Genomic DNA, 21,759 nt, shown 5'->3' with positions numbered 1-21,759 from the left:
ATGGTGCATGACGTCATTATTCTGGGATCGGGCCCGGCTGGATTAACCGCCGCCGTCTATACCGCTCGAGCCAATCTTTCCCCCTTGCTCATTGATGGTTCGCAACCCGGCGGACAATTAACCATCACCACCGATGTGGAAAATTTTCCCGGATTCCCCAAAGGCATCATGGGACCTCAACTCATCCAAGACATGCGGGCCCAAGCCGAACGATTCGGCACGCAATTTCGCCAGGGGCATGTCACCAAGGTCGATCTCCAGGTGCGCCCCTTTCAGGTCACGGTTGACGACGAAGTCACTCTGGAAACCCGAACTCTGATTATTGCGACCGGGGCCTCGGCCAATTTACTGGGTCTGCCCTCCGAAAGCCGCCTCATGGGTCATGGTGTCTCGACATGTGCCACCTGCGACGGATTCTTTTTTCGTGGCAAAGAGATTGCGGTCATCGGCGGCGGTGACAGCGCCGTGGAAGAAGCGACATTTCTGACCAAATTCGCGACAAAAGTCACCCTCGTTCATCGTCGCGATAAATTGCGCGCATCAAAAATCATGCAGGACCGGGCCATCAACAATGAAAAGATCGCCTTTCAATGGAATAGTACTCTTGAAGAGGTCATGGGTGATGAGGTCGTGAAAGGCATCCGGATCCGCAACGTACAAACCAACCAGGTTGAAGAGATTCCGTTATCTGGCGTCTTCGTGGCCATCGGCCATACACCGAACACCAGCCTGTTTACCGGACTCCTCGATATGGACGAGCAAGGCTACATCCGCACTCAGCCATATCGGTCTACCACCAACATCCCCGGCGTTTTTGCATCAGGTGATGTGCAGGATTCACATTATCGCCAGGCCATTACGGCGGCCGGATCGGGATGCATGGCGGCCATCGACGCCGAGAAATATCTAGAATCACTCCACTAATGCTTCATGTCTTAGTGCATTATCATGAACTCGCCCTTAAGGGAGGCAACCGGAAATATTTCGAATACCGGTTAGTCCACCATCTGCGAGGAGCCCTGAAACCCCTGGCACATGTGCATGTCGAAGCACTCCAGGGACGAATACGGGTGAGCTTCGAGGATGAGGCGGCGTGGCCTCGCTTGCAGGAACAGGTCAAGCGCGTATTCGGTATCGTCAATTTTTCTTTGACCAGAGCCGTGCCATTGGCTTACGACCAATCCGATCTCACGGTTCTCAAAGACGCGATCATTGCGCACCTGCCCACACATCCCTATGCCACCTTTCGGGTCAGTGCCAAACGGGCAGACAAGCGATTCGTCAAAACTTCAATGGACGTGGAACGAGAAATCGGGGGCGCCGTCGCCGACCATACCGGCAAGCGAGTCAACCTTTCACACCCCGATATGACGATTTTGGTCGAGTTAGTCCCGCCCTACGCCTATTACTCCTGTCAACGGGTGGCGGGACCCGGGGGACTACCGACGGGGACCGGAGGAAAAGTCATTTGCCTCATTTCCGGTGGTATCGATTCTCCAGTGGCAGCCTATCGCATGATGAAACGTGGCTGTAAAGCCGTCTTTGTACATTTTCACGGTCGGCCATATCTCTCACGGGTTTCTGAGGAAAAAGTCCGCGATCAGGTCGCCTTGCTTACGAAGTACCAACTGTCTTCCCGCCTTCATCTCATTCCCTTTGGGGATATTCAAAGCCAAATCGTCATCACCACACCGCCACCCGTACGCGTGGTGCTTTACCGTCGCTTGATGCTCCGCATCGCCACATGCATTGCCGAGCAGGAGGAGGCATGGGCCCTCGCGACCGGAGACAGTCTGGGTCAGGTGGCGTCCCAAACACCGGAAAATATTTCTGTCATTAACGAAGCCACGTCACTTCCCATTCTTCGTCCGCTCATCGGAATGGATAAGTTGGAAATCACGCAACAGGCTCAAGCGCTGGGATCGTTTGAGACCTCCATCGAACCGGACCAAGACTGCTGCACCCTCTTTGTCCCAAAACATCCACAAACACGATGCCAGCTACCCCATATCCTCAAAGTCGAGCAAGCCCTCGACATTCCCCAGTTGGTTCAGCAGAGCCTACAAGGAAAGGAATTGGTCACTTTCTCCCATGCAGAACGGATGGATCGAAGGGCACCACAGTAGAATGCTTTTTCCCAGGTTAAAACCACCGCACACCATCAGACAGTACCCATCCATACTCTGAATACGCGCTATGATCAATCATATTTAACGAAATGCTCGAAGCCTAATTTCCAGTTTCAGCAAGATAGCATTCTCCAACCCTCCCACATTGAAAAACCATGACCAACAGAAAATCTTCAGTGAGGAACACGTGAGCATCATGCCTTCTCCTGTCCTGTTTACCTGGCTCTATCGGGTTTTTGTCGGGTTACTGCTTATTCTAGGCCTAGGGGACCCAATACACCACGAGCTGTACATTGGACCACCTTCCGCCTGGGCCGAACCACACAACATTTCGGAGGAAGAAACTCACCATAATCACACCGTCCACCATCAGGACGCTGCTCCGCAGGCCGGACAATGGGAAGGCTCCCCGGAAGGCATTGCCTATAGCGAATTCAACCATGCGTTCGTTGGAGTCGGTGTCATTCTGATGGGTTTCAGTGAATGGCAAAGAATAATGGGCTGGCAGGCATTCATGTGGGTTCGTTGGCTGTTGCCAGGTTCACTAATAGGGTCAGGAATCTTCCTATTGACCTGGAGCGATCATTTGGCATGGCCCATTGGTCCGTGGACATTAGCCGAAACCTTATCCGGAAAAGATCCTGAAATGCTGCAACACAAAATATTCGGCATCCTGGCCCTGGCTGTCGGCCTGGTGGAAGGGTTCATTGGGGCTGGGAAATTTTCTCATGTGTTCTGGCGGTCACTTCTGCCTGTTTTTGCACTGGTCGGTGGTCTTATGTTGTTCCGCCACATGCATGGCCTTCACCCAGGCGGCCATGACATTCAGACCCACCATAACATCATGGGCACATTGGCCTTGGCGGGTGGACTCGCCTGGTTCACCGGAGAGTTGCTGCCGCGGACACAGATTTCCTCTTCCATTTCCTTCCCGTTAGGATCCCTCCTGAAAATTCTCTGGTCCATATTTATCCTCATTATCGGCATCCAGCTCATATTCTACTCGGAGTCTTAACTCACCATGTAAGGCATCCCTCCATCTGCCCTGAGTTTGTATACCTTCCGGCATAAGATAAAACTTTTGTCGAATTCAGCTGATGAGTTGAATCTTGTACACTCAGGGAAACGCCGTTTCACGATCGTGTGTGGATCAAACCGGACATGGAGACCATGACAACATTTTTTCAACCTGGTCTGAACTGTTGGAAAGTCGAACAGGCAGAGCGCGTCGCATTCCTAATTGATGCAGAATCCTACTACCGCGCCTTTTATGATTCCGTGGTCGGTGCCCGGCATTCTGTCCACATATTGGGGTGGGATATCGATAGTCGGGTAAATTTAATTCGTGACGAGAAGGCTTCTTCTCTCTCAAACCCGGCGCCCACGGTGTTGGGTGAACTACTCCTTTATCTCGTTCGGCAACGACCTAGTCTTCACATTCATGTACTTGCCTGGGATTTTGCGATGGTCTATGCCATGGAACGGGAATGGATACCGACATTCAGCGTCCCCTGGCAATCTCATGAGAGACTGTCTGTCCACATGGATGGTCAGCATCCGCAAGGCGGATGTCATCATCAAAAAGTCGTGATTATCGATAATGACCTGGCCTTTGTGGGAGGGTTGGATTTGGCCGAATCCCGTTGGGATACATCCGAGCACCGAATGCATGATCGCCGTCGCATAAACGCTGATGGGTCTTCCTATCCTCCTTTTCATGATGTCCAGATCATGGTGGAGGGTCAGGTAGCGCAAGCATTGGGAGAAATGTTTGAAGAACGCTGGATTGAAGCCACGAGACAACCCCTCCCGCCTCTGGAACGTTCAGCGACGTCTTCCGAACTGTGGCCAGCCTGGATAAAACCGGACATGCACAAGGTCAAGGTGGCAATTTCCAGAACGCTTCCGGCCTTTCAAGATCGAAACGGTGTATGTGAAGTCCAACAATTGTATATCGATAGCATCAAAAGCGCGCGCCATTTCATTTATATAGAAAATCAATTCCTGACTTCACATATTATCCAACAAGCATTATCTGAGCGTCTGCAAGATCCGGAGGGTCCGGAAATTCTGATCATTCTGCGACAAGATGGCGGAGACTGGTTGGAACAAATGACCATGGATGTGCTGAGAACGAGGGTATTGCGTCAACTCTCGCGTGCCGATCAGTACAAGCGCCTTCTGGTTGTGTATCCGGATTGTCCCGCTTTCCAAGAACACTGCCTCGGCCTTCACAGTAAAGTCTTAATTGTCGATGATACGATTGTGCGAATCGGATCGGCTAATTTAACCAATCGTTCGATGGCGCTTGATTCCGAATGCGATTTGACCATTGCAGCCAATGACCGTCAGGATATACGGGAAGCTATTCAAGATTTTCGCCACCGGCTATTGGGTGAGCACATGGGGCTATCTCCACATACCTTGAAAAACAGTCTGCATTCAGAAGAATCCTTGCTTCAAAGTATGCAGCATCTTCAGAGATCCGAACATATTCTCAAGCCATTTGATCTGAATCTCTTGTCAACCCTGGAACCGTGGGTGCCGGACTCGACACTGATCGACCCGGAAAAACCCATGAATCCGGACATGATCATCAGCCATTTTGTTCATCCGAAAGACCGGCGAGTGGCAATACGCCAATTAATCGGCATTGCGATTGTACTGGGAGGTCTTGGTCTTCTGGCAGCCGCCTGGAAATGGACTCCTCTTGGAGAATTGGTGGATGTGTGGACGGTGGCGAATTATCTGAAAGATATTAAAAACCATCCTTGGGCCCCCCTCTTCGTCTTAGCATGTTTTCTCGTCGGAAGCATGGTGATGTTTCCCATAACCGCCTTGATCATCATCAGCTTTTTGGCCTTTGGACCATGGATGGGTTTCGTCTATGCCTTAATTGGTTCGGCCCTCGGGGCCGGATTAACCTATGGAATAGGCAGTTGGTTAGGGAAAGAGAAGCTCAGACGATTGGGAGGGGAAAAAATGAATCGGATAAGTCAATACTTTGGAGAACGCGGTCTCTTGAGTATGGTGTTTGCGCACATGTTGCCGGTTGGACCTTTTACCATTGTCAATATGCTAGCGGGAGCATCGCATATCGGACTTCGGGACTTTATGATCGGAACGATCATGGGCATGATTCCCGGGATGGTAGCATTGGCGATTTTAATCGATCGTGTAGCAGCCACCATCCAACAACCGACTCTATCAACTATTTTGCTCCTGATAGGGGTAATGGGATTAATGGCTGTTGGAGCCTGGTTCATGGCCAGGTTGTTAAAAAAACGGGCATCTCGTAGAAAGTCCCCGGTCTCATCAGGAGAAAGCTCAATACATCGACAAAATTTCTCATGAAGGTTACCCTTTGTACTTATAATATCCATAGTTGGGTAGGTCGTGGAGGAAAATACGATCCTGACCTGACCGTTCAGGTGGTGTCGGAAATCAACGCAGATATTTACGCCTTACAGGAATTTCAAACGTGCAGTCCCGATTTTAAAATGGTGACATGGATCGGAAAGAAAACGGGATTGCACTCGATCCCGGGACCGACACTGACGAGGCATAAGGGAAACTATGGCAATGTCCTTCTCACACGTTTGCCGGCCAGCCATGTAAAACACATGGATATTAGCGTCCCCGGCCGAGAGCCTCGCGGAGCCATTGATGCCAGATTTTACCCTTCACAGAACGCACTTCGCATTATTGCTACACATCTTGGATTAAGACCTAAGGAACGTCGCACACAGATGATGGCTCTACTGGAAACATTACAGGAACCGTTTCCGGGATTATCCATTTTAATGGGAGACCTGAATGAATGGTATCTATGGGGACGCCCCTTGCATTGGTTAAGAAAATGGTTTGGTCATATTCCGGAACCGGCCACTTTCCCCGCCCGTTTTCCCGTTTTTGCCTTGGATCGAATATGGGTCCATCCTCTACAGGCCCTAATCAGTCTCCAGGTTCATGATACCCCTCTGGCCAGAAAAGCCTCGGATCATCTACCCCTTAAAGCGATCATCCAAATTTAATGGAAGGAGTAAGAAATCGATGGCATCCTACTTTCACATGCTATTTACAAGTAGGGTCTGTTGAAAAAAAAACCGCCAGCGGCGTTCTCGCCATTTTCCCGTGCTCACGTACTAAGCGTACGCTCCGCGCGTTAAAACGGCTGCGGCCTTGCTGGACGGACCCTTCGGAAAGACTCAGGGCATGCTTTTTTGAACCGACCCGTAGCCTTTGATGAGGAATCTAATCCTGCGCAAATTTTCCCTTGAACATCCTTATTATTCAACACCCCAAAGTAGATTAGATGATTTGGAAGATTGGTCGCGGTATCGATGAACTTGTTATGTCGGCCCACGGAATGGCGGAATTCGCCTCGTGAACAGTTTATGGTATCCTACCCTGGTCACATTCTTACTTGACCGGCATGTATTATCTGCGGTCTGAACGATAGCCTAAAGAAAACACTGGTTGTCCACTCATTCTCTCGTATCTAAAACGGATACCTACACGATGCAAAGACTGTATGTTTCACAAAATCTCATCGACGTGGAATCCCGGAAAGAACTGTTGGATCAAGCACAGATACCGTCTACGATCAAAAACCAGCGCTCAACCATGCTTGGAGGCGAAGTGCCTTTTGTTGAAGTCTTCCCGGAACTGTGGGTGCTGAAAAACGAGGATTTTGATCGCGCCCGGACCTTACTCAAAGACTGGGAGCAGGCTAAACCTCTTGAAACAACGCAATGGACCTGTTCCGGATGCGGGGAATTGCATCAGAAAGAATTCACGACATGCTGGAAGTGCGGGCTGGAAAGACGGTAAAAGAATTCAGCCGGGTCTCACCAAGACTATTCCATCTTGACTCAGATTCTTTACCGGTGGCTCTGAAGTCCGGTCTGGTTTAAGCTGAACCAGGGCTTCATCTGTGCCTGTAATCGCTACACGCAGATATCTGTTTTATTACACTCCCATGTCTTCCACAAAGGTCATCAACGGCACCATCTTTATTTTTTTGCTTCTTGGGCTGCCTCCTCTGGGTATGGTCTTATCTGGCCAAGCTCTTCCTCACGATTTGACTCTTTTACCCATTCCCCTACAGCCGGGAGACGCCTCTCTTTCCTGGCCCATATTTGGACTGTCGACCCTGATCATTGTTGGAACGCTGACACCTTTTCTTTTGCGTTTGAGCACAAGCGTGCGTCACCACACATTTCCTCCCACTTCCGGCAAACGGTTTCCCTGGTGGGGTTGGATGGCCGTAGGATGGACGACTTTCGCTTCAATCCTCTCCTGGTCGCGTTTTTCCTGGTTCCTAGAATGGCAACCCTACACGTTTCCCCTGCTCTGGCTCGGCTACATCGTGGTCATCAATGCCTTAAGTTTTTCTCAAACCGGCAGGTGCATGATCACCAATCAGCCCGCTTATCTTTTCAAACTCTTTCTCCTCAGCGCGGGCTTCTGGTGGATGTTTGAATACCTCAATCAATATGTACAAAACTGGCACTATGTGGGCCTGGCACCAACCTCCTTGCTTCTAACCTATGCCTGGTTCACTCTTTCATTTTCGACGGTTCTACCCGCCGTTCTGGGTACTTATGAATACCTGTCTTCCGTTTCCTGGATAAGGGTACCATTTGAAAATTGGCTGGCCATCTCGTCAGTGAATGCCCCCAACACCGGATGGCTGATGTTCAGCCTTGGTTGTTTCGGGCTTCTGATGATTGGGATCTGGCCCACGCTGCTATTTTCTCTTCTCTGGGTGAGCCCGCTTCTGATCATGATAGGCATACAAATAATTCGGAGGGTACCTAGCATTCTGTCACCATTGACTCAAGGAAACTGGAGTCCCGTGGTCCTTTCCGGTTTGGCAGCCTTGGTCTGTGGAGGATTTTGGGAGATGTGGAATGCTTATAGCCTCGTCCATTGGGAATATTCAATACCCTACGTCCACGCACTCCAGATGGGGGAAATGCCGATCCTGGGCTATGCCGGTTATTTGCCGTTTGGGTTGCAATGTCTGACCGTCGCAGCCTTTTTTTTGGAAAATCAGTTCCGTCGAGGAGAGCCCTATGCGGAAACCCTAGCAAGCCGATGAAGGTTATAATACGCTGTTCCTCCTGAGTACTAAGTTCCACAGAAGGAGATAACACAATTTCTTATGAAAAAAACTCACTCGATTCCGGGCGCATCTATACACAAACCATCGTTCGTCCCTCCTGTAATCGAAGCGGCGTCCACTTCAACCGCGGCCATCATCGGCTCATTTCCCAAAGGGTCGATGACGTCTCCACAACAGGTCCTGACATGGGAAGCATTTGAGAAAGAATATGGGGGGCTTGAAAAACCAGCCCTTTCCTCCCTTTGCATCAAACAGTTTTTTGACAATGGTGGAAAGGCCATTTGGGTGGTAGGTATTGGATCGAAACCGATCAAAGGCGGGTCCCCATTTCTCCAAGGCCTTTCCCTTCTCGACCGCATAGGGGATTTCAATATTTTGTTTATTCCTCAAACCAAAGAGCTCCCGGATCCCCATGCGACCAAAGTCATGCACGCAGCCATTGCTTTTGTTACCAAACACCGTGCGATGTATGTCCTGGATGTCCCTCAACGCGATGCCCCTCGACAAACGGTCAGGGCTCTGACCACCTGGGTAAATCAGCAAACGGGCATTCACCATCCAAATGTGGCCATGTACGTTCCGCATGTCCAAGGCCCTCAGCCACTAAAGAAAGCACCTCTGCACATCCCTGCCAGCGGAGCCATGGCTGGGGTATGGGTCAGGACGGATCAACAACGAGGAGTATGGAAAGCCCCGGCAGGAAAGACGGCCATCCTTCATGGCGTTCAGGGTATCGAGCAGACACTGACGGAACCGGAAATGGGACAACTCGCTCAATTGGGTATCAATCCAATCCGGCAAACCTCTCCGTCACAGGTTGTCGCGTGGGGTGCACGAACCCTGTCATCCAACAGAGAGTGGCGGTATCTTTCCATCCGGCGTCTGGCATTGTTTCTAGAATCAAGCATACAACAGGGATTAGGGTGGGTAGTAGATGAACCGAACGACCAAACCTTGTGGGCTCACATTCGGCAACCAATTGACGTATTTCTCCAATCACTCTTCCGGCAGGGGGCCTTTCAAGGACAAAAATCCCAGGAGGCCTATTTTGTCAAATGCGGACCGGATACCATTTCATCCGCTGACCAAACTGCCGGGAACGTCAACATCATGATCGGGTTCGCTCCACTCAAACCTGCTGAATTTATTATTCTTACCATCCAACATAAAGCCAAATCTGTCCGCCAAGCGTGATTCCCAATTTTATTGAAATTGCCAAAGCCCTTGTTTTTTAAAGCTCCAGTGAATGCGAAATGCCCGTTCATGCCCGCATAGAATTTATGCGGCAGTTTCAACGGAATCGCCTATCGATAGGGCCAAGCCAAACATTCTTTCTCGATATGTATTGATTACGGAAATCCCCAGAATCAACCTGTCCACCCCATGACAGCTCAAGTCAGATAAAACTCTTTTCTGGGATCTCTTTCGATTGTAAATGTCAGATGAGAAAAAACTTGATGGGAATCAATGAAATACCCAGGAGAGGAACAAGAACATTACAACGTACAATTATTTATTGAGTAACGACTGACAGATCCCTTGCATGTCCAACGGACAGCCTACGGAATATTCCTGAAATACCCCGGATACGGGATGTTGGAATCCTAATGTGCGTGCATGGAGCATCACCCGTGGAATGTCGATCTCCGTAATCCGGCATACTTTCTGACCGCCATACGTTTCATCCCCCAAAATGGGACACCCTAAGGACGCCAAATGAACCCGAAGCTGATGTGTACGCCCTGTGCGTGGGAACAACACGACCTGTGAGGCCAGGTCACCAAACACCTGTTCCACCCGATACTCCGTGACCGCTCGTTGTGGCTGTGCGGTGTTGGATGAAACCTTTTTCGGTTCTCCCCGATCCCGCCCGATGGGCAACTCCATCACCCCCTGCTCCTGCCGGGGTACCCCCCAGACGAATGCCTCATAGATCCGATTGATCGAGTGTTGTTCAAACTGTGCCGCCAGAGTACGATGGGCATGATCGGTTTTGGCGACCACCATCACTCCGGAGGTGTCCTTATCCAGTCGATGAACCAGCCGTGGAACCGCTCTTTTCTCAATGATCATTTCTGCATCGGCCTGCTTGGGAATATGGGCCAACAGCGCATTGATCACGGTGCCCTCCCAGTTCCCTGCCGCGGGATGCACCACCACACCCGCAGGCTTGTTCAACACCAGGAGAACTTCATCCTCGTGTAAGATATCCAATGTCATAGCCTTCCCGTCGACCAGGAGGGGTCCCGGCTGGGGAACATCCATCGTAATGTGATCGCCTGGTTTAATGGTGTGACTCGGCTTGACCATCCTGTCATTGACACGGATCCGTCCCAACTCAATCAAGCGTTGTAACCGTGAACGGGATATGTCCCGCTCACGGTTGACCAAAAATTGATCAAGGCGCTTGCGGGTTTCACCCTCCGTCACGATAAATTCAGTAATCATATTTGTGGATCAGATGTGGGAGAGAAATGCAGGGTCAGGCAACGATTCGTTGATAGCTTCCTTAATGACCACCATAATAATCGCGACATCCAAGAAGCACGCTGTGGCTAGGAACGTCCTCTCGGGGCATGTCATGGAGAATGAGGTCATTTATCAAAGCCTGCTTTATTTGTTGCTCGCTCAGAATTTTTTAGAGAATTTTTGAAATGCCGTGTCAGTTCGACTAATGGGCCTTTGAAAGAAAGCTGTCATAGCCCAGGGGAATTGTCCTGGGCAAGAGAAGGGCTCGCCTTTCATCGACTTGACGGTAGAGCGCCACAACGGCTGAATGCTGGTAATTCCAGGTTTGGGGACTTCCGACACGTTTCACTTCTCTTATAAATATACCCTTCGCCATACCCATAACCAATGATTTCTTGGCAACCTTATCACGATCCACCCATGTCGATGCCCGCTTACCCACTCAGAAGATGCTGGAAAATCAGTTCGAAAAAGTAACAATACAGAAAAATAGGAAGGGGCAATCCTAAAGCAGTTCCAACCAGATAATCGCGAAAGCGAATGTCGGCAAGGGCCAGGGCATAATTTAGAGCGGGCAAGGTCTGAAACAGCAGCCGCAAGAACGCCACCGATAAAATTGGACGGTCATCCAGATGCGAGAAAATCTTGTCGGCCCACCGATGATTGAAGCTGCGAAGCGCCGTCCCACCAACCGCACGAATCAGAAAAAAACTGATCGTCGAAGAACACATCGCGGCCATCAAGGTCGCAACCCCACCCCATTCTTTTCCCAACGCAAAGACGGCCCCGACTAAAAAGATCCATCCTGGCACATACAACAGATTGCCGAAGCTGAAGGCCAGACAAAACAGCACAAGACCCCAAACCGGATACGCAAAAAATAAGGCCTGAATGACATCAGGCGACAGGTGGGATCGCAGGCCGGTCAGTGCAACTATCACATACAGCAGGAGAAAGAACGCAATGATGGAAAGCAGCTTTTTCTTAGGATCGGTGATAAGAGAAAAAGTCATTTTCACACGCATCTTACGGATGCATGCTGAAAAACTCAAAAACCACGAACACCAATAAGCGGGTTGAATGAGAGAAAAAACTCAATACCAACTCAGGAGATACACTTGAACCCGTTGACATGGCCAGCTCAAAAACCTTCGCGGTCACCCCTCAATAAGCTCTGACTTCGTCAACCGTTGGAGAGTCAAAGGGGAATTTCCAGCTTCTGATACTTCCAACACGAGTCCGGTGGCGTTGATGCTCTTTCACACCGACACAGGCACACATACCTTCACAAATCACTCATTTCTCCAATCGGACACCATCCCCGATTCGAATCGGGCCACCCTGTATGACTGAAGCATAGACCCCGACATTACCAAGATTATGTTGGACCGCCGTTCGTAAAATCCCTGGGTCCTTTGGAAGTTTTCCTTGCGCTAACGTCGTCATGACACACCGACCGCATGAGCCGGTAATCTTCAGCCGCACGTTTTCTCCAATGCCTAGCGTCTGACCAATCCACCCCTGTTCGATAAAGCCTTGCTCATCAGCTCCAGTGTCCACAACAACGTTCGGTCGAAACCGCGGCACCTCAAAATGCCCCTCCGGATACGCCTCACGAAGCTGATTAAGCGTGCCCGTGGTCAGAAGGTGTACCATCGCGGCATCGAAAAACGTGCCGGTCGGAAGAGGGAAATCCGTAACGGTGTCCCGTTTCTCGCGACCATCCATGTCGGGCCAATATTCCTCAGACTGCGCAATCCAGGTTTCAGGCATAGCTGATTGGACCCCGGTCACCTTCCCATTTTCGATGAGCGCCAGGGTAACCTCACGGTTCAAAGCTTTGGAAAGGACTTGGGACAGATCCGTTTGCTCACTGGTCACCATTGTGCCGTCAGACATCGTGATGCGGATGCGAGATCCAGATTCTTTATCTCCAGACGGCTCCAAAAACGTTGCCTGGAAAGCAAACATATCGGGCCATTTTTTCGGATTTTTGGCCGTGGCCACTTTGCCATCGGCACGATCCAGGATGGCATAGGCACGATCCCCGATAAGTCCGTGACCGGTAACCTGAGCAAGGGATAAGGCTTCACCTCTCATCGACTTGACTGGGTAGCGCCACAACGACTGAATGACTCCCATTTCGGATGGCAAAACTTTTGTCACTTCTCACTCTCCTTTTTTGAATCGTGATCTCTCGGGGCGGTCACGCAGCCATCCTCAGGAATAGCTGACTCTGCCGCAAGAACCCGCCGGTGTGCTCACTAAAAAAGAACCAGGGTACTTGGGAGGATGAGGCACATCCTCCCAAGGCTATGCCAAACCAATTATCCCCGACAGAATTATGGAATTTTGACAATATCAGGTTTCATGGACCCGAGCAGCCCAAGTAACTCCTTCTGTTCCGTTTGCGGAACTTGGAACGTATTGAGTGCAGAGACCAGGTCCTCAACCATCGCCGTAAAGTCGGCATTGGTAATGCGCATTCCCGCATGCGTCGTTTTCATGTCCCTGCCCGTGTAGGTGCAGGGTCCACCAGTCCTTTCACAGACTTGATCCACCAGATGTCCCTTCAGTTTGGGAATATCGGTAGTGGCAAAGCGATCATTAATACGGGCATCGTTAGCAACATTGCCCACAAATTCATCGATGACCGCCGTGATAGCCGGCTTTCCTCCTAACCGGTCGTACAACGATGCAGTGTCCTTTCCTGCCGGGGGTTCAACCGTTGAACAGGCCGCCCCACTCAGGAACAACCCTACAGCGAACCCGAAACAGACATTCCTCACCCATGAACGCATACGATTTTCTCCTTTCATTGATAACCGGGAGTCGACGTCCAGGCTATCCTGCAAACCGTCTCACTCCCGTGAATAAGTCTTTCGCCTTAAATACTGGCTTTCACGTCGTCCATGGATGCCCCAAAATTCACGTGAAATACCTGCCCCTCTAACACCAGGGCAGGAACAGACTTCACCCCTGCCGTTTCGGCCTCACCCACACGATCCGGGGTTTGTGCAAAATGGACGATTTCCAGATTGTACTGCTGACGATCAATGGCCTGAGTCACCATGGTTTCCGCGGACACACAGACCGGGCACCCTGCATGATAAAATACAGCTTTCTTCATAACCTGTCTCCTTTTGTAAAGATGAAAATTGGTATTGAGTCGAAACCAAATGGAATGTAACAGCGATATTCGCATTTGTCAAATCTGTATCGAGACGATACAATTGACCTATGAGCGCCCAAGAAGCCAATGATGTCTTAGAGCGATTGTGCAACCTGCAACGGATGGAGGCACGGGCGTTTGGCCTGCGTTACGGATTACAACCCGTGCAGATGGAAGCGCTGACGTATTTGACGCAATGCAATCGCTATTCAAATACGCCGCAAGCCGTGGCGGAGTATCTGGGACTCACGAAGGGAACCGTCTCACAATCGCTCAAGGTTTTAGAGCAGAAGGGATTCCTGCGGAAGCAGGCGGATAATGAGGACAAACGAATCGTACGCCTTGCGCCGACCACCAAAGGAAGCAATCTCGTAAAAAAAGCCCTTCTCACCAGAAGCCTGGAACCGGCACTGGCGAAGACGGATTCAATAAAAATCGCTGAACTGACTTCTGCGTTGCGCTCAATCCTGCGAGGAATGCAGCAGGTCCATGGACGAAAGGCTTTTGGGGCCTGCCACACCTGTCGCTTCAATGAAGATCATGAGAAGAACGGGTATGTCTGCGGTTTGACACGAGAACCGTTAAGTGTGCAAGACATTCAATTGATCTGCCGCGAGCACCAATATCCGCAATAGCGCATATTGCACCACATCATCTGGGACTTCCCCCCACACAGACGTGTGGCCGCGCTCATCTCCTCTCCCCTCTTCCGCGAAGGACCTTATACGCGGCCTGTGGCGTCCGCGTATTTCCGGCTATTCGGAAAGCGTCTTGTACAGTTTGACCGGGGTCCGTTTTTTCCGCATGCGAATATTGAGCATTTCTACGGTGACGGAAAACGCCATGGCAAAATAAATATAGCCCTTCGGGACATGCACCTCGAATCCCTCCACCATCAGGGTCACACCCACGAGAATGAGAAATGATAGCGCAAGAACTTTAATGGTCGGATGCTCATCGACAAAATCTCCAATCGCTTTTGCGGCTATCAGCATCACGAGCACGGCCAGGATGATGGCGATCGCCATGAGAGAAACCTGATCAACCAGACCGACCGCGGTGATCACCGAATCCAGGGAAAACACAATATCCAAAACCGCAATCTGGACAAGAACCATTCCCAAACTGGCAGCCACAATCGTGTGACTGCTCTCTTCTTCCAGCCCTTCCAGGCTGTTATGAATTTCATGCGTGGCTTTCGCCATGAGAAACAATCCACCGCCGATCAGAATAATATCGCGCCCTGAAATCGGGTGGGTGAACACCGTCACCAAGGGTTCGGTTAACCCCATGACCCATGAAATCGAAAACAGCAATCCCAGGCGTGCCACCATGGCGAGACCAAGCCCTGCTCTTCTGGCAAACCCCCGCTGATTCTCGGGAAGACGTCCGACAAGGATGGAGATGAAGATAATGTTATCGATCCCCAGGACAATTTCTAACGCGGTTAACGTGCCTAATGCGATCCATGCTTCAGGACTTGTCAGCCATTCAAACATCAGATTCTCCTCTTCTTTCTTTTAATCATCAAATGCGTTGAGCCATGCCGGCAGCAACATGCCTCCATAGGACCTGCGGGATGCGCCGGCATGAATATGTGCCCATTTTTCTAGGGTGGATCCTGATTACTTCTTAGTTCGTAACCAGGAAACAGTGCTGACCTGTCTTCCCACGATGAACTGCCCTAATAGTGACATTCCCGGAAACTGTCCCTAGATGGCATGAGAGACCCGCCCTATTCAGCATGAGTGATTTATTAAAAAACAATTAATAATCAAATGCTTACAATATTTGCACTCGATGTAGTCATGAGTGGGTCGGTGGCAACCACCTCTCTTGACACCTCCCATGTCAGAATGTAACCATTGGTTACATGACACCTGAAGCCTTCAAACAGATCCGGCAACGCCTGGGATTAACCCAAACCCAACTAGCTGAACGTCTCCGCACCACTCGTATGACCATTACCCGCTATGAATGCGGAATGCGTCGGATTCCTGGAGTGGTCGAAGCTATCCTCTCTCAACTGGATTCTCCGACACAGATTCCCATGGCCGGCATCGTCGCGGCCGGCAACCCGATTGAGCCCATTCCCCAAACTGAGCTGGTAGAGGTTCCACCTTCCATGCTGCGAACGGGAGACAATTTCGCATTACGAGTGAAAGGTGAATCGATGCGGGATGAAGGCATCCTGCCAGGTGACCTGGTGATTGTACACAAGCAACGAATGGCGCGAAATGGACAAACCGTGGTCGCACTGGTGAATCAGGAGGCGACGATTAAGAAATATTACAACAAAGAAGAGCAAATAGAACTGCATCCGGCGAACGCAACCATGGCTCCGATTCTGGTGACTCCGCAGGATGAATTTGTGATTGAAGGAGTGGTGATCGGAGTCATTCGGCATTGTGGCTAGATGAAAAATGATGGACCGTCAAATTGTCTGTTTATGTATTCCTCGATTCGAAGTGGCCCTGGCACGCCTCGACGCCCCCTCCTTACGCACCAGACCTGTCGCCGTGGCTTCTGCCCATGCGTCCCGTGCCATCATCCGTGAAGTTTCTCCCGAAGCTGAAGACGCCGGAGTCATACCCGGACTTCAGGCCGATCGGGCCAGACGACGCTGTCCCTCGCTTCGACTCGTGCCTCCCAACCCTACTCGTGTCGCCCAGGCCCATCATGCCCTCGTGTCGTGCATGATACCGATCGCACCCATTTGGGAGTCGTTTAGGCCTGGACATTTTTATTTAGATTTGACCGGCACCACTCGACTCTTTGGCGCAACCTGTGACACCACGATGCGTTTAGAGCGCGATCTGACATCGCGACTTGGGCTACAAGCCGTCGCTGGTATCGGGACCAATAAGCTTGTCGCGCAAATGGCCAGCTCCATCCTCACGCCGCCCCAACTCTGTGATGTCCGGGCAGGCTCCGAACAGGACTTTTTATCACCGTTACCCGTCTCAATACTTCCCGGACTACAAGGTCCTGGAGGGTCCGCACTCCACACACGCTTGACCGATTTGAATCTACAGACCATCGGCGACGTGAGCGACGTGAGTTTGGAAGCCTTGGAAACCGTCTGCGGTCGATGGGGCCACCGGCTCTACCAGTGGGCACGAGGGATTGATTTTTTGCCGGTCGTGGCTCCTGAGGCCTCATTATCGCTGACCCATTCCTATCTCTTTGAGCCGGATACGATTGACTACGACCGGCTCCTTGGAGGCCTGTCATGCCTTCTGGATTCTCTCTGCCATGATCTACGTCGGCGACAGCGCCTGTGTCATCGCCTCAGGCTGACGCTGCTCTCTAGCGATCAGCTCACGGTTCACCATTCATCTGTCTTATCCACACCCACACATTGGGAGGTTGATATGCTTCCATCAGCTCAGACCTTATTCCGTCGGTGCTTTCAACGACGCGTCCGCGTGCGCTCACTGACCATTCGAAGTAATAGCTTTCGTCCTCCACCCGAACAACTATCGCTCTTCCCATCACATGACCCGGAAGAACCTCAGGCACTTCCCCGTCCCCATCGATTGGCATTAGCCCTTGATCGTTTGCATACCCGGTTCGGCATGAAAGTCATTCAATGGGGACGCTCACACCTGGCCTCTCGTTTAGATTGAATAGGTGAATCTTGAAAAATTCTCAAGCGATGCTCACACCTCTGTGGCATGATCACCCTCATTTTTACGGCATTACTTAACATGCAAAATAACCAATGAATAATAGGATTTTTGCATTTTTAAATGATAAAAATTAATCAAAAACTTTAACTGCTGAGTTATCCACAGACAGAAAAAATAAGGCATTACTTCAATCAACAGGTTATCAACATGGACAGAAAGTAAAGCAATACTTTAATTAAAAATGGGTACGCAATTTACCATTATTGCCGCATTATTTCATGTCAGCCTTTGTCCATTTACACGTTCATTCGGAGTACTCCCCGATGCAAGGAGTGTCCTCACTGGAAACCTTGTGCCAGACGGCAAAGGGACAGGGAGCCGAGACACTTGCCCTGACCGACACGAATGGTCTGTATGGTGCCATTCGCTTTATCGAGGTCGCCCAGGCCCATGGCTTACGCCCGATCCTGGGAGCCGAACTGACCCACAACCGGCACCGCGCCGTGCTCCTGGTCAAAGATTCTTTTGGCTATACCAACCTTTGCCGCCTGCTTTCCCAACGCCATTGCGATGACGACTTTGACTGCATCGCCTCGGTTCAGGAACACCGAAAAGGCCTGATCATTCTCTCTGATGATCTTTCTGCACTGACGGCCTGGAAACGGCACTCACTTAGCGATCTGTATGTAGAGCTATCGCCAGGCGCGCTCATGCACCAGGCCCTGGCCTTTAGCCGGCGCACACGCCTTCCTCCTGTCGCAACCAACCGGGTGCATTTTGTAACCCCGCAGGAGTTCCCCCTCCATCAAATTCTCCGCGCGATCGCCTTCAATACCACCCTCTCTCAATTACCGCCGGAGGCATGCTGTGCACCCCATCATTGGTTGATGCCGCCTTCGATACTGGATTCACAGTTTCCCCATGTGCCTCACGCGATAGCCAATACCTGGAAGATCGCGCAGCACTGCCAGACCGAGTGGTCGTTCAAAGAGACGATTTTTCCGAATTTTCGCCAGCTCTCCGACCCACATGCCTTCACTCTGCTACGCGAGAAGACTTACGACGGGGCCCGATGGCGGTACGGCTCACTGACATCGGTCGTGACTGATCGTATCGAACGCGAACTGGGCGTCATCCGGGATAAAGGCTACGCTCATTATTTTCTGGTGGTTGAGGAGATTGTCCGCCAGGCGCCTCGCACCTGTGGCCGGGGATCGGCGGCGGCATCCATCGTGTCCTATTGCCTGGGGATTACGCATGTGGATCCCATCCGGCACAATCTGTTTTTTGAACGCTTTTTAAATCCCGGGCGTCACGATCCGCCGGATATCGACGTGGATTTTCCCTGGGATGAGCGGGACCGCATTGTGGATTTTGTCTTTGCGCGCTATGGCAGCCGGCAGGCCGGCATGGTGGCCAATCAGAATACGCTGGCGCTTCGGGCAGCCGTGCGGGAAGTCGCCAAAGTCTATGGCATGCCTCCGGCGGAAATTCAACAGGTGAGTCGACTGCTGACTCGCCTCCCGCTCACCGATTTTCCGACTCAAGAGTCCTCTGTCTCCCCATGCAGCCAATCCGCGCTTCGGCAGACTCCCCGCCTTTCCAATATTGGAGAAAATGGAACGCCTCGCTCTCTTCCATCTTCGCCGTCTTCAAGACCCCACAATGGCAAAAAACCACACTCACATCTTGATGAGGCCTCGGCGTTCACCGATTTGCGCGAGCCATGGCCTGAAATCGTCAGACTCGCCCTTCAACTTCAGGGACGGTTTCGTCATCTGTCGCTGCATTGCGGGGGCATCGTGATTGTTCCTGACGATCTCCGCCGCTATGTCCCAGTGGAAGTGGCCGCAAAGGGTGTTCCGGTCATCCAATGGGAAAAGGATCAAACGGAAGATGCCGGCCTGGTCAAAATCGATCTCCTGGGCAATCGATCCTTAGCCGTCATTCGGGATGCCCTTGCGGCAATTGCAAAACACACCGGCCGCCACATCGACTATGCCACCTGGGACCCATTAACCGACCCCAAAACGCAACAGCTCATTCAACAGGGGGAGACAATTGGATGTTTTTACATCGAATCGCCTGCCACCCGACTGCTTCTCAAAAAACTCTGGACGGGCATGCCGGCAGATCGGCGCATGCATGCGGACGTCTTTGAGTATCTCGTCATCGTCTCATCGTTGATTCGTCCCGCCGCAAACCGGTTCATTCAAGAATTTGTCCGGCGGGCGCATGGCGGCGCCTATCGTCCCCTGCATCCGTTAGTGGAAGACGTGCTCGGGGAAACCCACGGCATCATGGTGTATCAGGAAGACGTGACCAAAGTAGCCATGGGTCTGGCGGGATTTTCCGTGGAAGATGGCGACCAACTGAGGAAAATCCTCAGCAAAAAACATAAGCAACGCCGGCTTCGCGATTATCAACGCCAATTTGTCGACGGCGCGCGCGCGCGCGGTGTGGATGCGCGAACGATCGAGCGGGTATGGGCAATGACGATGAGTTTTACCGGCTATAGTTTTTGTAAACCGCATTCGGCCAGTTATGCGCAGGTGTCATTTAAGTCGGCCTATCTCCGTGCCCATTATCCTGGGGAATTCATGGCCGCCGTCATCAGCAACCAGGGTGGGTTTTATTCAACCTTCGCCTATCTGTCAGAAGCCCGCCGGATGGGATTGACCGTGCTCTCGCCGGACATCAATGTCAGCGAATGGGCATATGAGGGAGAAGGAACGACCATCCGCATGGGCTTGATGCAAATCAAAGGCATCGTACGGGGATTCATTGATCGGCTTCTCGAAGAACGATCCCGCCACGGCCCGTTTCAGTCGTTTCATGATTTTCTGAGCAGGCTCAACCCCGAACCGGCGCAGACGCGGTTATTGGTTCTGGCAGGTTGCTTCGATGCTATTGCCGGTGAGGTCACCCGCCCCGGCCTGCTCTGGCGGGTTTACGCCGAGCATCCAACCTTTGGCATCTCCTCATCCAGATCCGTTACACAACACGCCACCCCGCTGTTGCCGTCCGTTCGTCTGCTCCCGATTCCGAATGAATATGACACAGAACGGCTGATCCAGCATGAGATTGAGCTCTTCGGCTTCCCCCTCCGTTGTCATCCGTTGACGCTCTATGCGAGACATTTGCAAAACCTGCCAATCACTCCCGCCACAGAGATGGCTATGCATATCGGCCGTCGGATCATGATGGTTGGCTGGCTGATCACGGAAAAAGCCGCCTCGACGAAACATGGCAAACCCATGGAATTTATCACGCTGGAAGATACCACGGCACTTTACGATGCCACGCTGTTCCCCGAAATATTCCAACGATACGGACCGTTACTCACAAACGAACGGCCGCTTCTTCTGGAGGGATTGGTGGAGGAAGACTTCACCGCCACCACACTGACGGTGCAGCATATGCAAGTGATCGTTTGACACCCAAGCTGTCCAAACAGAGACTTCCCCATTTAAGCATGGACCGAACACATCCTGGTTCAGGAAAACCCCAAACCGTATTGCTACCCTGAGCCAACCGGGAAGGGTCTATGTTCAAGCAAAAAGTTAATTGTAAGGAGATGTGGGGGCCGGCAAGGCCAGCTCACCTTCGAACGAATAGGTGACGACATCGTCGGCTCTTAGGATTCTTTTTTCTTCGGCGGATCAAACTCTTCCAGGGGCTGGAAATTGACTGGCAGTTGAAATAAATAATCGGTTACGGGCCGCAGCTTCACATGTTGATACTCGACACTCCAGCTTCCGTCCTTCCTGGTCAACTGCATCGGGAACTGAATGTCGGTGGCAAACCATTGGTAATAGACATCGATCTCATCGCCCTGCTTCACCGTCACCTCGTACAAGATCGTCGGATGACCCTCGCGTGTCTCCGTGCCGATCTCTTCACGCGAGATCTCTCCTTCCAGATGCTCACTCAATTTTGGCTCCTGAGCAGGATCGTAGGGAAGCGTCTTGAAGTGTCTCACGCGGGAGAGCAGCAGCCACATAAGCTGTTTGTCTTTACGCACAATGGTGACATTGACCGGACCCATCGACTGATGCTCCAACCGCCACCGGTCGTCCCGATAGTATAGGTTGGCCTTTTGAGTCTGCCGACCGAACTTAATGATTTGGTCTGCAGTAAATTCCAGTCCCCAAGCCTCAAGGCCTGACAAGAACCCACTGGCGATCAGTACTCCGGTGAAGATCCAACAACGCATAAACTCATATT

Annotated in this window: 19 protein-coding genes; 12 read left to right on the top strand and 7 right to left on the bottom strand. The window is 51.4% G+C overall.

Features of this window, described 5'->3' with window-relative positions; all coding sequences use genetic code 11:
• Window positions 1–3: 3 nt before the first annotated feature.
• The 8 genes from trxB (at window position 4) to PQG83_RS04835 (ending at window position 9,453) form a co-directional block, all read left to right on the top strand.
• Window positions 4–924 (top strand): thioredoxin-disulfide reductase, encoded by a 921-nt coding sequence (trxB, locus tag PQG83_RS04870; RefSeq protein WP_376753571.1) that lies wholly within the window; start codon window positions 4–6, stop codon window positions 922–924.
• Entirely contained in the window at window positions 924–2,126 is a 1,203-nt protein-coding gene (thiI, locus tag PQG83_RS04865) for a tRNA uracil 4-sulfurtransferase ThiI (RefSeq protein ID WP_312747426.1), read from the top strand. Before trxB ends, thiI begins: the two co-directional genes overlap by 1 nt.
• A 199-nt stretch (window positions 2,127–2,325) precedes the next feature.
• Window positions 2,326–3,144, top strand: a complete 819-nt coding sequence (locus tag PQG83_RS04860; protein WP_312747424.1) for a hypothetical protein — start codon at window positions 2,326–2,328, stop codon at window positions 3,142–3,144.
• A 155-nt stretch (window positions 3,145–3,299) separates the two neighbouring features.
• Window positions 3,300–5,483 carry a VTT domain-containing protein gene (locus PQG83_RS04855; RefSeq protein ID WP_312747422.1) on the top strand — a complete coding sequence of 728 codons (2,184 nt, stop codon included), beginning with the start codon at window positions 3,300–3,302 and terminating at the stop codon, window positions 5,481–5,483.
• Window positions 5,480–6,163, top strand: a complete 684-nt coding sequence (locus tag PQG83_RS04850; protein WP_312747420.1) for an endonuclease/exonuclease/phosphatase family protein — start codon at window positions 5,480–5,482, stop codon at window positions 6,161–6,163. The genes PQG83_RS04855 and PQG83_RS04850 overlap by 4 nt, the downstream gene beginning before the upstream one ends.
• A 487-nt stretch (window positions 6,164–6,650) precedes the next feature.
• Window positions 6,651–6,962, top strand: a complete 312-nt coding sequence (locus PQG83_RS04845; RefSeq protein WP_312747418.1) for a putative signal transducing protein — start codon at window positions 6,651–6,653, stop codon at window positions 6,960–6,962.
• Window positions 6,963–7,065: 103 nt separating this feature from the next.
• Window positions 7,066–8,235, top strand: a complete 1,170-nt coding sequence (locus PQG83_RS04840; protein ID WP_312747416.1) for a hypothetical protein — start codon at window positions 7,066–7,068, stop codon at window positions 8,233–8,235.
• Between the two features lie 63 nt (window positions 8,236–8,298).
• Complete coding sequence (locus tag PQG83_RS04835) at window positions 8,299–9,453, top strand: phage tail sheath family protein (protein WP_312747415.1); 1,155 nt, start codon at window positions 8,299–8,301, stop codon at window positions 9,451–9,453.
• Between the two features lie 315 nt (window positions 9,454–9,768).
• Here the strand turns inward: PQG83_RS04835 and PQG83_RS04830 are convergent, their stop codons facing one another.
• The 5 genes from PQG83_RS04830 to PQG83_RS04810 all read right to left on the bottom strand — a co-directional run bounded on the left by PQG83_RS04830 (window position 9,769) and on the right by PQG83_RS04810 (window position 13,858).
• Window positions 9,769–10,707, bottom strand: coding sequence for an RluA family pseudouridine synthase (locus PQG83_RS04830; RefSeq protein WP_312747414.1), 939 nt, complete (start codon window positions 10,705–10,707; stop codon window positions 9,769–9,771).
• A gap of 455 nt (window positions 10,708–11,162) precedes the next feature.
• Window positions 11,163–11,741 carry a TVP38/TMEM64 family protein gene (locus PQG83_RS04825; RefSeq protein ID WP_312747413.1) on the bottom strand — a complete coding sequence of 193 codons (579 nt, stop codon included), beginning with the start codon at window positions 11,739–11,741 and terminating at the stop codon, window positions 11,163–11,165.
• Between the two features lie 283 nt (window positions 11,742–12,024).
• Window positions 12,025–12,894, bottom strand: coding sequence for an MOSC domain-containing protein (locus tag PQG83_RS04820; RefSeq protein WP_312747411.1), 870 nt, complete (start codon window positions 12,892–12,894; stop codon window positions 12,025–12,027).
• Between the two features lie 176 nt (window positions 12,895–13,070).
• Complete coding sequence (locus PQG83_RS04815) at window positions 13,071–13,529, bottom strand: group I truncated hemoglobin (RefSeq protein WP_312747409.1); 459 nt, start codon at window positions 13,527–13,529, stop codon at window positions 13,071–13,073.
• An 86-nt stretch (window positions 13,530–13,615) separates the two neighbouring features.
• A complete protein-coding gene (locus PQG83_RS04810) occupies window positions 13,616–13,858 on the bottom strand; it encodes a thioredoxin family protein (protein ID WP_312747408.1) in 243 nt (80 codons plus the stop codon).
• A gap of 110 nt (window positions 13,859–13,968) precedes the next feature.
• On the opposite strand from PQG83_RS04810, the gene PQG83_RS04805 reads away from it, so the two are divergent.
• A complete protein-coding gene (locus PQG83_RS04805; RefSeq protein ID WP_312747406.1) occupies window positions 13,969–14,535 on the top strand; it encodes a MarR family winged helix-turn-helix transcriptional regulator in 567 nt (188 codons plus the stop codon).
• 120 nt (window positions 14,536–14,655) lie between these two features.
• On the opposite strand, the gene PQG83_RS04800 is transcribed toward PQG83_RS04805, so the two are convergent.
• Window positions 14,656–15,399, bottom strand: a complete 744-nt coding sequence (locus PQG83_RS04800) for a TerC family protein (RefSeq protein WP_312747404.1) — start codon at window positions 15,397–15,399, stop codon at window positions 14,656–14,658.
• Window positions 15,400–15,773: 374 nt separating this feature from the next.
• On the opposite strand from PQG83_RS04800, the gene lexA reads away from it, so the two are divergent.
• The 3 genes from lexA to PQG83_RS04785 all read left to right on the top strand — a co-directional run bounded on the left by lexA (window position 15,774) and on the right by PQG83_RS04785 (window position 20,969).
• Complete coding sequence (lexA, locus tag PQG83_RS04795) at window positions 15,774–16,316, top strand: transcriptional repressor LexA (RefSeq protein ID WP_312747402.1); 543 nt, start codon at window positions 15,774–15,776, stop codon at window positions 16,314–16,316.
• A gap of 7 nt (window positions 16,317–16,323) precedes the next feature.
• Window positions 16,324–17,529 carry a DNA polymerase Y family protein gene (locus PQG83_RS04790; RefSeq protein WP_312747400.1) on the top strand — a complete coding sequence of 402 codons (1,206 nt, stop codon included), beginning with the start codon at window positions 16,324–16,326 and terminating at the stop codon, window positions 17,527–17,529.
• Between the two features lie 281 nt (window positions 17,530–17,810).
• Window positions 17,811–20,969, top strand: coding sequence for a DNA polymerase III subunit alpha (locus tag PQG83_RS04785; RefSeq protein ID WP_312747398.1), 3,159 nt, complete (start codon window positions 17,811–17,813; stop codon window positions 20,967–20,969).
• A 200-nt stretch (window positions 20,970–21,169) separates the two neighbouring features.
• On the opposite strand, the gene PQG83_RS04780 is transcribed toward PQG83_RS04785, so the two are convergent.
• Window positions 21,170–21,748: a hypothetical protein gene (locus PQG83_RS04780; RefSeq protein ID WP_312747396.1), complete on the bottom strand. Its 579-nt coding sequence runs from the start codon at window positions 21,746–21,748 to the stop codon at window positions 21,170–21,172.
• Window positions 21,749–21,759: the final 11 nt, after the last annotated feature.

Origin of the sequence: Candidatus Nitrospira neomarina (genome assembly GCF_032051675.1) — a bacterium.
In the GTDB taxonomy this organism is placed as follows: Bacteria; Nitrospirota; Nitrospiria; order Nitrospirales; family UBA8639; genus Nitrospira_E; species Nitrospira_E neomarina.
Note: the sequence above shows the minus strand (reverse complement) of the source record. Positions and strands in the feature narration are given on the sequence as shown.

What these genes read in the sequence shown, in the direction of transcription:
- thiI (WP_312747426.1), top strand. Translation starts at nt 924, where the DNA reads ATGCTTCATGTCTTAGTGCATTATCATGAACTCGCCCTTAAGGGAGGC.
- PQG83_RS04860 (WP_312747424.1), top strand. Translation starts at nt 2,326, where the DNA reads ATGCCTTCTCCTGTCCTGTTTACCTGGCTCTATCGGGTTTTTGTCGGG.
- PQG83_RS04855 (WP_312747422.1), top strand. Translation starts at nt 3,300, where the DNA reads ATGACAACATTTTTTCAACCTGGTCTGAACTGTTGGAAAGTCGAACAG.
- PQG83_RS04850 (WP_312747420.1), top strand. Translation starts at nt 5,480, where the DNA reads ATGAAGGTTACCCTTTGTACTTATAATATCCATAGTTGGGTAGGTCGT.
- PQG83_RS04845 (WP_312747418.1), top strand. Translation starts at nt 6,651, where the DNA reads ATGCAAAGACTGTATGTTTCACAAAATCTCATCGACGTGGAATCCCGG.
- PQG83_RS04835 (WP_312747415.1), top strand. Translation starts at nt 8,299, where the DNA reads ATGAAAAAAACTCACTCGATTCCGGGCGCATCTATACACAAACCATCG.
- PQG83_RS04830 (WP_312747414.1), bottom strand. Translation starts at nt 10,707, where the DNA reads ATGATTACTGAATTTATCGTGACGGAGGGTGAAACCCGCAAGCGCCTT.
- PQG83_RS04825 (WP_312747413.1), bottom strand. Translation starts at nt 11,741, where the DNA reads ATGACTTTTTCTCTTATCACCGATCCTAAGAAAAAGCTGCTTTCCATC.
- PQG83_RS04815 (WP_312747409.1), bottom strand. Translation starts at nt 13,529, where the DNA reads ATGCGTTCATGGGTGAGGAATGTCTGTTTCGGGTTCGCTGTAGGGTTG.
- PQG83_RS04810 (WP_312747408.1), bottom strand. Translation starts at nt 13,858, where the DNA reads ATGAAGAAAGCTGTATTTTATCATGCAGGGTGCCCGGTCTGTGTGTCC.
- PQG83_RS04805 (WP_312747406.1), top strand. Translation starts at nt 13,969, where the DNA reads ATGAGCGCCCAAGAAGCCAATGATGTCTTAGAGCGATTGTGCAACCTG.
- PQG83_RS04800 (WP_312747404.1), bottom strand. Translation starts at nt 15,399, where the DNA reads ATGTTTGAATGGCTGACAAGTCCTGAAGCATGGATCGCATTAGGCACG.
- lexA (WP_312747402.1), top strand. Translation starts at nt 15,774, where the DNA reads ATGACACCTGAAGCCTTCAAACAGATCCGGCAACGCCTGGGATTAACC.
- PQG83_RS04790 (WP_312747400.1), top strand. Translation starts at nt 16,324, where the DNA reads ATGATGGACCGTCAAATTGTCTGTTTATGTATTCCTCGATTCGAAGTG.
- PQG83_RS04785 (WP_312747398.1), top strand. Translation starts at nt 17,811, where the DNA reads ATGTCAGCCTTTGTCCATTTACACGTTCATTCGGAGTACTCCCCGATG.
- PQG83_RS04780 (WP_312747396.1), bottom strand. Translation starts at nt 21,748, where the DNA reads ATGCGTTGTTGGATCTTCACCGGAGTACTGATCGCCAGTGGGTTCTTG.